This window comes from Rhodovibrio sodomensis (assembly GCF_016583645.1).
Classification (GTDB): Bacteria; Pseudomonadota; Alphaproteobacteria; order Kiloniellales; family Rhodovibrionaceae; genus Rhodovibrio; species Rhodovibrio sodomensis.
Genome location: NZ_NRRL01000160.1, coordinates 1 through 8,478, shown reverse-complemented (window position 1 = coordinate 8,478; position 8,478 = coordinate 1). Strand labels below are relative to the sequence as shown.

Annotated in this window: 10 protein-coding genes; 5 read left to right on the top strand and 5 right to left on the bottom strand. The window is 67.4% G+C overall.

Going from position 1 to position 8,478, the window contains the following annotated elements:
• Positions 1-537: 537 nt before the first annotated feature.
• The 3 genes from CKO28_RS25485 (at position 538) to istA (ending at position 2,812) form a co-directional block, all read left to right on the top strand.
• Entirely contained in the window at positions 538-1,173 is a 636-nt protein-coding gene (locus CKO28_RS25485) for a molybdopterin-dependent oxidoreductase (protein ID WP_200343893.1), read from the top strand.
• Positions 1,174-1,191: 18 nt separating this feature from the next.
• Positions 1,192-1,809, top strand: coding sequence for a LysE family translocator (locus CKO28_RS25480; RefSeq protein WP_200343891.1), 618 nt, complete (start codon positions 1,192-1,194; stop codon positions 1,807-1,809).
• Positions 1,810-2,035: 226 nt separating this feature from the next.
• Positions 2,036-2,812, top strand: coding sequence for an IS21 family transposase (gene istA, locus CKO28_RS25475; protein WP_200343889.1), 777 nt, complete (start codon positions 2,036-2,038; stop codon positions 2,810-2,812).
• Here istA and CKO28_RS25470 read toward each other — a convergent pair.
• The 4 genes from CKO28_RS25470 to CKO28_RS25455 form a co-directional block, all read right to left on the bottom strand.
• Positions 2,801-4,861 (bottom strand): recombinase family protein, encoded by a 2,061-nt coding sequence (locus CKO28_RS25470; protein ID WP_200343888.1) that lies wholly within the window; start codon positions 4,859-4,861, stop codon positions 2,801-2,803. The genes istA and CKO28_RS25470 overlap by 12 nt on opposite strands.
• A complete protein-coding gene (locus tag CKO28_RS25465) occupies positions 4,854-5,045 on the bottom strand; it encodes a hypothetical protein (RefSeq protein WP_200343886.1) in 192 nt (63 codons plus the stop codon). Before CKO28_RS25465 ends, CKO28_RS25470 begins: the two co-directional genes overlap by 8 nt.
• A gap of 68 nt (positions 5,046-5,113) precedes the next feature.
• Positions 5,114-5,584, bottom strand: a complete 471-nt coding sequence (locus CKO28_RS25460) for a helix-turn-helix domain-containing protein (protein ID WP_200343884.1) — start codon at positions 5,582-5,584, stop codon at positions 5,114-5,116.
• Positions 5,585-5,751: 167 nt separating this feature from the next.
• Positions 5,752-6,060 (bottom strand): DUF5372 family protein, encoded by a 309-nt coding sequence (locus CKO28_RS25455; protein ID WP_200343882.1) that lies wholly within the window; start codon positions 6,058-6,060, stop codon positions 5,752-5,754.
• Here CKO28_RS25455 and CKO28_RS25450 point away from each other — a divergent pair.
• On the top strand, positions 6,060-6,842 hold the full coding sequence (locus CKO28_RS25450; protein WP_200343880.1) for a Mu transposase domain-containing protein: 783 nt from the start codon (positions 6,060-6,062) through the stop codon (positions 6,840-6,842). The two genes, CKO28_RS25455 and CKO28_RS25450, sit on opposite strands and share 1 nt — an antisense overlap.
• Before the next feature lie 10 nt (positions 6,843-6,852).
• A complete protein-coding gene (gene istB / locus CKO28_RS25445; protein ID WP_200343878.1) occupies positions 6,853-7,608 on the top strand; it encodes an IS21-like element helper ATPase IstB in 756 nt (251 codons plus the stop codon).
• Positions 7,609-8,198: 590 nt separating this feature from the next.
• Here istB and CKO28_RS25440 read toward each other — a convergent pair.
• Positions 8,199-8,478: hypothetical protein (locus tag CKO28_RS25440; protein WP_200343876.1), on the bottom strand; the 280-nt coding region annotated here is incomplete at its 5' end.

The window sequence follows — 8,478 nt, the reverse complement described above, 5'->3', positions numbered from 1 at the left end:
GAGGGCTGATGTCGGCCATCTGGGAAACTCCTGTCCTGAGAGTTGGTGGTCGGCAACCCCATCGTCTCAGGCAGGAGACCCGCCCGCACCTGTTATCCGCTAACCCCCGCGATAGCGGGTTCGTTCAGTCCGGTCTCCAACCCACGCTGCGGACCTTTCTTGCCCGCGGACTCCGCATAATCGTGGGCTCCGCATAATTCCTGTTATGTGGAGCTCCGCATAACCGCAAGATCACGCAAGGCTTTAACGCCGAATGGGGCGCTGCTTTCTACGCCGGCGTGCGCTCCGTCGTCGACACCGGCCGCCTATACGGCTTGAGCCCGCTCGCCGCCATTCGGCGCGTCCTTGCTGGCCAATCCGTCATTCTACCGGCCGCCGCCTGACCTACTCGCCGGCGGGGGTGAGCAGTCACCGCGGCGGGTCCGGCCTGCACAGCGACGACTTTCTGCGGTGCGCCAGCCGCGACTTCTATCCAGCACAGATGCGCGACAACATCGTCGGCATTCGCTGCGTCCAACCAGTGTTGGGAGAGTCGCGATGAAGGAAACCCCGAAACTATCTAAAAAACCTTCCTCGCTCCGGTACTATCAGGAAGGTGTGCCTGACATAGCCACAAACGACTGGACCCTTACCATCCGCCGAATCGATGGCCACGAGTTCCAACTCACGTACCAAGACCTGATGAACCTGCCCCAAGTGTACCAACATCGGCGGATGGTGTGCGTATGCTTATGGAGCATCAAACGTCACTGGGACGGCGTGCTGCTGCGAGATGTTCTGGCGCAAGCCGACATCGATACAAGCAGCCCCGATTATTATCTGAAACAGCTGAGTCATGGCGCCGAGGGCGGTACATACGACTGCACGATCCACCTGCTTTCCGCGATTGAGCGCGACGCACTTCTCGTGCACAGTGTAGACGGGGCGCCGCTGCCAGCGGAACAGGGATACCCGCTCCGGCTGATGGATTTCGGTCTGTACGGATACAAATGCGTGAAGGCGATAAGCCTTCTTGAGGTCACTTACGAAAACCGTCTTGGATATTGGGAGGAATACGCCGGGTATGCGTTGGATGGAACAGTTCAGCCGAAACGATATTACGCGGTCGATCGGCGCCAACATTTCTTCTTCGACGGCGAAGGGGAAGTTCACGACGGCGATATTGAAGAGTAACGGGATGAGTGGTGCGCGATGACGGCGTGGCTGCTCTTGGGCATGGTCGGTTACGCCCTCGCAACCTCGGCTTCCCCCGGGCCGGTCAATATCATCGCGGCGATGTCCGGCGCCCAGTACGGCGTGTTTCGCAGCGCCCCCTACGTACTCGGGGTCACCGCCGGCTTCGTCGCGGTGCTTGCGCTCGTCGGCTTTGGGTTGGGCGTGGTGATCGAGAGCCGACCGTGGTTGCGCAGCACACTCGCCGTGGCCGGCGGCGCCTACCTGGTTTACCTCGCGATCGGTCTGGCCCGTGCCGACCCGCAGCAGTTCCGGACCGGGGACGTCACGCCGCCGAGCCTCGGCAACGGTCTGCTCGCGCAGTGGCTCAACCCGAAGGCCTGGGTCGTCGCGCTGTCGGCGGTATCGCTGTACACGACGAGCGGGGCGTATACGTTAACCTTGGTCACGTTTTGCGTCGTGTTCTTCGTGGTCTGTTTCGGTTCGGTCTTGTCCTGGGTCGCGGCCGGCACGTTCGCCGGCCGGTTGCTGCATGAACCCAGGCGGATCCGCGCATTCAACCGCGTCATGGCGCTCCTTCTGATCGCAACCGTGATCGCGATCCTCGGCCCCGAACTGATGCGCGGCGTCGCTTAGACTGCGCGTTCCGCCGGAAGTTGGGCACCGATTCCAATTCAAGGTGGGCGCCCATTCCGATGCAAGGTGGGCACGGATTCCAATTGATGTTGGGCAGGCATTCCAACGGATGATGGGCACCTGAGCCCGGGTGCAGATTGCTGTGATCGGCTGATCCCGACGACCGGCTAGACTTCGCCCCTTCCACAACTTGCAGGGGTGAGGGATGCCGGCAGAGAGGATGCCGATGCGCAAGATCCGAGACGTGCTGCGGATGCGGCACGCGAATGGCCTGTCTCAACGAGCGATCGCCCAGAGCCTGGGCGTCAGCAAGGGCTCGGTCGACAACTACCTCCGGCGTGCGCAGGTCGCCGGGCTCGGCTGGCCGTTGCCGGAGGAGCTCAGCGACCAGGCGCTGTACGACAAGCTGTTCCCGCCGGCGCGCGTGCCGGAGGCGGGCCGGCGGCCGGAGCCGGACTGGGCGGCGGTCTACCAGGAGCTGCGCAAGCCGGGGGTGACCCTGCGCCTGCTGTGGGAGGAGTACCGCGCCAACCACCCCGACGGTTACGGGCAGAGCCGCTTCTACGCTCTCTATCGGGCCTGGGCTGGGCGATTGGCCCCGCGCATGCGCCAGACGCACCTCGCCGGCGAGCGGATGTTCGTCGACTTCGCCGGCCAGACGGTGCCGGTCGTGAACCCGCACACCGGCGAGATCCACCAGGCGCAGGTCTTCGTCGCCGTGCTGGGCGCGTCCAGCTACACCTACGCGCAGGCGACCTGGACGCAGCAGCTGCCCGACTGGTGCGCCGCCCACGTCCGGGCCTTCGCCTTCTTCGGCGGTGTCGCCAACCTGCTGGTCAGCGACAACCTCAAGGCGGGCATCGCCAAAGCCTGCTTCTACGAGGCCAGGCCCAACAGCACCTACGCCGAACTCGCCAACCACTACGGCACGGTCATCCAGCCAGCCCGCCCGCGGCGCCCGAGGGACAAGGCGAAGGCTTCATACTGCACCTCATTCGGGTGATTGCGCGGGAGAGGCGGCGGTGTCGGCGGACCGCGCGTTTCCGCCGTGTTGCCGGAGAGCGGTATCATCCTCTGGCAGGCACCATAGACCCCGGTTGCGACCGGTACGAGATTTGGTGAGCCACCCTCGTTGTCCCCAGGCGTAGACAGTCGTCGAGGTGATCCCGAACCTGGCGGCGACCTCCTTGGTCGTCAGGAGCCCTTTTTGCCGGAGTCGCTCGCGAAGGCTCGGGAGCTTATAGGTCGACCGGATGAAGTTGATCTTTTTGTCATCGAACGGCTTGCCCTCCCAGGTGCGCCAGCCGTTCGCGTTGAGGATCTCGGCGACTTCGCGATCGCAGTGCTGATCCAGCAGGCGGTCGACCTCGGCGCGGAGATCGGGCTTGATCTTGCGGATCTGGGCGATTGGCCGCGGACGCTCGAGCTCGAGCGTGCGCGTGGCGCCGCCGGACAGCCGGACGTGAACGGTGATCGTCTCCGCCTTGATCAGCGTGACGTCCGTCACCAGCAGGCGCAGGATGCGCTTGCGCTCGCGGTTGTCCACCCGGGGATCACGCCAGATCCGCGGGAAATCCTCGGCGAGGGCGAGGACGCGCCGGCGCGTCTCGGCGTCAATCGCCGCCGCCTGCTCCTCCCGATGGCGTTCGTAGGCCTCGACCGCCTCGGCGTGATGGCGGAGTTTGCCGTTCCATTCCGCCTCGAGGGTGTCGGCGACGAGACGATTGTCGGGATCGACTTTCATGTAGCGCGCCCGCGCTTGCTCGGCCTCGTAGCGTGTGCGCTCCAGATGCTGTCGGCGCAGGGTGTCGGTCTCGGCGGCACGCGCCTCCAGCTCTTGCTGGACGGCGAGCGTGACCTCCAGGGTCATGGGCACCATCAGGTCCAGCAGGAGCCCGCTCACGGCCGGGTCGACGACTTTGCCGGGTACGCTCTGACAGACCGTGCCGCCCTTGCGGACCAGGGAGTCCTGGCAGACGTAGAGGGGCACGGCACGGCCGTGCTCCTGGTGATAATGCACGCCCATGCGGGTCCCGCAGATGCCGCACAGGATGCGGCCCTGCAGCAGCGCCGATCCCTCGCGGGTAGGCCCGGCCCGCCGGTCGCCGCCGAAGGCGCGGCCGTTGTCGCTCAGGCGTTGCTGGTTGGCCTCGTAGCGGGCCCAGTCGATGTAGCCGGGATGCATGTCGGGCATGACCACCAGCCAGTCGGCGCGGTCGACGTTGAGCTGGGCGGTGCCGCCCTCGGGGCGGTGGTGGGTTTTGGTGCGCCCGTAGACGAAAGCGCCCGCGTAGCGCGGATTGTGCAGGACCTGCAGGATGCGCGCGTGCTGGGGCAGCGCCCAGCGCAGCTCGCCCTTGTTGGGCCCCTTGCGCAGGCGGCGCGGGAACAGGATGCCCTCGGTCTGAAAGAAGCGGACAGTGCGCATGGCGCTGCCGGTGCGCTCGAAGGTGTCGAACACGAGGCGCAGCGCGTTCTGCACTTCGGCGTCGGGGTCCAGGTCGATCGTGCCGTCGGGCCGGTAGACGAGGCCGACCGGCGGGCCCATGACCAGCTCGCCGCGACGCGCCTTGTTGAGCTGGCCGCCGCGCATGCGGGCCTTGCGGAAATGCAGCTCGGCCTCGCTCATGGTGCCCTTGAGACCGAGCAGCAGCCGGTCGTTGAAATTGGCGGGATCGTAGATGCCGTCCTCGTCGAGGATCAGCGTGGCGGTCAGGGCGCAGAGCTGGATCAGGCGGTGCCAGTCCGCGGAGTTACGCGCTAGGCGCGACACCTCCAGCCCCATGACGATACCGGCCTTGGCCAGCGCGACATCGTTGACGAGTTCCTTGAAGCCGTCGCGCAGCATGGTGCTCGCCCCCGACAGGCCAAGATCGCAGTCGATCACGCGCACCCGCTCGAGCGGCCAGCCCGCCGCGACGGCGCGGTCGCGCAGGGCGTACTGACGCTGGGTGCTCTCGCCGTGGTCGGTGACCTGGCGCAGGCTGGACTGGCGGACGTAGAGATAGGCGTCGCGGCGGAGGTGGTCGGCTGTGACCTTGAGATCAGGCATGGACGGGCTCCTCGACCAGGGTGACGACGAGCCCGGCCAACAGGCGGGTGAGCTCGCTCGCGGACGGCAGCGGCTGGCACGGCACGGCGGGCAGGTCGGGCGGCGGCTCGGGTGCGTTCAAGGCCGTCCGGACCCAGGCGGCCATCCCCTGGCGCCGGATGACGCCCAGCCCTGCACCGGACATCGGCGCCGCTTGCAAAACGCTGGCTCTCAGCGCCTCGTAGAGTTCGACGGTCGCCGCGCGATCGTCGCCTACCGTTCTGCGTTGCGTTTTTTTTTGCGCGCCAGAGCGCGTTCGAGACTGCGGCGATGGACGTTGCGCCCGAAGCGTTCGGCGATGGCCTCCAAGCACTCGGCGGTCGTCAAGTCCGGGTTGGCGGCTTTCAGCTCCTCCACGAAGGCCACGACCTCGGCGGAGATCTTGTGGCCGCCCCGCGGTCCGCGTTGGCGGGGAAGCAAGCCGGCCAGGCCGCCCTCCGCGAGGGCGGCCTGGGCCTTGTAGAAGGTCGGCCGTGAGACGCCGAAGACGGCCGCGACGTCGCTGACGGCCTGCCCCTCGGTCTGATGCCGGCGCACCATCTCGTAGCGGACCTGAACGAGATCGCGGGGATCGAAGAACGGGTTGCTGGTGAACAGCGGGTCGCCCACCGCCTGCGGATGCGGGTTGAGAACGCCCTCGCGGGCCAGGGCCTGGCGTTTGGCATCGTCCTTGGGCTGGGCCATGGGCGTCTCCGGTGCAGGGTCGTAAAGACAAATACGCCGCATTCCGTGGCGTGTCAAACCCCAAACCTGCACCACATGTTGATTTCTTTGCGATTCCTGCGGATGTAGCGGACCGAACGGTCGGCACCTGCGGCGCAATACGCTTTACAGATGCGGCATAATCGGGTTTACGCATCGCCGCTCTCCCACCGCGCGACTAGCTGGTCCAGCGCCGCCCGCAGTTCCTGCAGGTCGGTGAAGCCAAAAGCCGCCCGGCCGGCGGCAACACGCTGGAACGCGTCCGGCGGATCGATGTCGGTCAGGGCCGCGGCAAACGTGTGCAGCGTGCCGTCCGGCTCCTGGCAGACCACCCGGTCATGACCCCAGTTCACCCCGCGGCTGACCAGCTCGAAACGGCGTCCGGCCAGCGGGTGAAAGGGATGCGTTATGCACACCGTGTCGGCGGTTGCGCCCACACGGCCTGCAGTTGACGACATTGTCGAAATCGAAAGTCGAGGTCGGCGTCCAGGTCGTGGAGAGATGGGTGCTGGCGCGCTTGCGCAAGCGCACCTTCACCTCGCTGGCCGCGCTCAACGCGGCGATCGCCGAGCTGGTCACCGATCTGAACGTGCGCACCACGCGCCATCTGGGCACCAGCCGCCGGGCCCTGTTCGACAGCCTGGAGGCGCCGGCGCTCAAGCAGCTCCCGGCGGTCCCCTACGAGTACGCCGAATGGCGCGAGGCCGGTGTGGGCCTCGACTACCACGTCGAGGTCGACCGGCACTTCTACTCCGTGCCGTCCAGCCTGCTGCGCGAGCGGGTCACCGTGCGCGTCACCGCGGCGAGCGTGGAGATCTTCCATAAGGGCAAGCGCGTCGCCGCCCACGCGCGCAGCCCCGCCAGCCGCCGGCACACCACGTTGGCCGAGCACATGCCCAGCAGCCACCGGCGCTACGCCGAGTGGACGCCCGAGCGTCTGCAGCGCCAGGCCAACAGGATCGGGCCGAACGCGGGCGCCCTGGTCGCCGTCATCCTGCGCGACAAGCCGCATCCCGAGCAGGGCTTCCGCGCCTGCCTGGGCATCCTGCGCCTGGCCCGGAGCTACGGCGAGACACGCCTGGAGGCCGCCTGCGCGCGGGCCATCGAGATCGGCGCGCGCTCGTATTCCAGCGTCAGTTCGATCCTCAAGAACAACCTCGATCGTCACGCCCCGGAGCCGGCCGCGGAGGGCCCGACGATCGACCACCCCAACATCCGCGGCGCCGGCTATTACCACTGAGGAGACACCGATGCTCACCCATCGCACCGTCGAGCAGATGCACGAGCTGGGTCTGCGCGGCATGGCGCGCGCTTTCCAGGAGATGCAGACCAACCCCGAGGCCGAGGCGCTCACCCATGCCGACTGGCTCGCCCTGCTGCTCGACCGCGAGGCCGCCGATCGCCGCGATCGCCGGCTCAAGACCCGGCTGCGCAGCGCCAAGCTGCGCTTCAGCCAGGCCAGTGTGGAGGACATCGACCACCGCGCTCCGCGCGGCCTCGACCGGGCGCTGGTCCAGCAGCTCGCCGGCGGCGGCTGGATCGCCCAGCACGAGAACCTGCTGATCACCGGGCCGAGCGGGGTGGGCAAGAGTTGGCTCGCCTGCGCCCTCGGCCAGCGGGCCTGCCGGGACAACGTGACCGTGCTCTACAAACGTCTGCCCCGGCTGTTCTCCGAGCTCGCCATGGGCCGCGGCGACGGCCGGCACGAGCGCCTCATGCGTGCGATGGCCAAGGCCAACCTGCTGATCCTGGACGACTGGGGCCCGGAACCGCTGACGGGCGTCCAGCGTCGCGAGATGCTGGAGATCCTGGAGGACCGCTACGGGGCTGGCTCCACCATCGTCACCAGCCAGCTGCCGGTCGAGCAGTGGCACGAGGTGGTCGGCGATCCGACCCTGGCCGATGCCATCCTCGATCGCCTGGTCCACAACGCCCATCGGCTGGAGCTGAAGGGCGCGTCCATGCGCAAGCGCATGGCCACGATCACCGAAGCCGAAATGCCGTGATCACGCTCGCCCAGGTGGGTCCACACCACGGCGCGTGCCGCGCGCTGCGCCTTATGGGCGCGCGCGGCTCGCTTGGGCGTGGACTACGTGGACGAGCGGCCACCAGCTTGACCCCACGCAGGGACCGTGCAACCAAACATCAGCCGACCGCAGCCATCGGCGCCCGGGCAGCAAGCTGCCCAACTTCGATCGGAACGCCTGCCCAGCTTCCGTTGGAACAGGTGCCCAACTTCCGTTGGAATGGCTGCCCATCTTCGTCGGAATGCGCACTTAGACCGGCTTGCTTGAAGGCCGAAACGGCCGTCACGCTGAATGCCGCTCGAACGTCGTTACGAAACGGCTGAATTCAGCTGAATGCTGTTTTCTTATGCTTGGCGCCCCCGCCGACCGTCGGTCCATTCTCGACGCCTGGTTCGCTTGGGGGAGTCGGGACCCCGGCTGGCACGGGGCCGATCGCGGCCTGAAAGCGCCGCCGCGCATGCGCGTGCACCCGAGAGTCCGGTCGCCCTGAAGCCCTGCCGCCATACGGCGCGTGGACACAGCAACCGGGGCGACAATCGAGTAGGGAGGAGCCTCGCGGCTCCCCCCTCTCACACCACCGGGCGTACGCGTCTCGTACCACGGCGGTTGTCGGTCGGGGTGACCGCTTTGTAAAGGGCGACCAGGGCCGTCAGGCCGTGCCGGTCGAACCAGGCCTGGGACATGGCGCGGGCGGCTTGCGGCGTGTTGGCCAGGGGCCACCGGCCGCGGCCGGAGCCGGCCAGCTTGCGGGCTTCGGGCGGGGGCACGCCGTTGTGGGTCAACAGGCGGTGCAGGCCGGACGAGGTCTTGGCCTGCTTCAGCCGGAAACACCGCAAACGTCGGCGGAGC

What these genes read in the sequence shown, in the direction of transcription:
- CKO28_RS25485 (WP_200343893.1), top strand. Translation starts at nt 538, where the DNA reads ATGAAGGAAACCCCGAAACTATCTAAAAAACCTTCCTCGCTCCGGTAC.
- CKO28_RS25465 (WP_200343886.1), bottom strand. Translation starts at nt 5,045, where the DNA reads ATGTCCGGTGCAGGGCTGGGCGTCATCCGGCGCCAGGGGATGGCCGCC.
- istB (WP_200343878.1), top strand. Translation starts at nt 6,853, where the DNA reads ATGCTCACCCATCGCACCGTCGAGCAGATGCACGAGCTGGGTCTGCGC.
- CKO28_RS25460 (WP_200343884.1), bottom strand. Translation starts at nt 5,584, where the DNA reads ATGGCCCAGCCCAAGGACGATGCCAAACGCCAGGCCCTGGCCCGCGAG.
- CKO28_RS25480 (WP_200343891.1), top strand. Translation starts at nt 1,192, where the DNA reads ATGACGGCGTGGCTGCTCTTGGGCATGGTCGGTTACGCCCTCGCAACC.
- CKO28_RS25470 (WP_200343888.1), bottom strand. Translation starts at nt 4,861, where the DNA reads ATGCCTGATCTCAAGGTCACAGCCGACCACCTCCGCCGCGACGCCTAT.
- CKO28_RS25455 (WP_200343882.1), bottom strand. Translation starts at nt 6,060, where the DNA reads ATGTCGTCAACTGCAGGCCGTGTGGGCGCAACCGCCGACACGGTGTGC.
- istA (WP_200343889.1), top strand. Translation starts at nt 2,036, where the DNA reads ATGCGCAAGATCCGAGACGTGCTGCGGATGCGGCACGCGAATGGCCTG.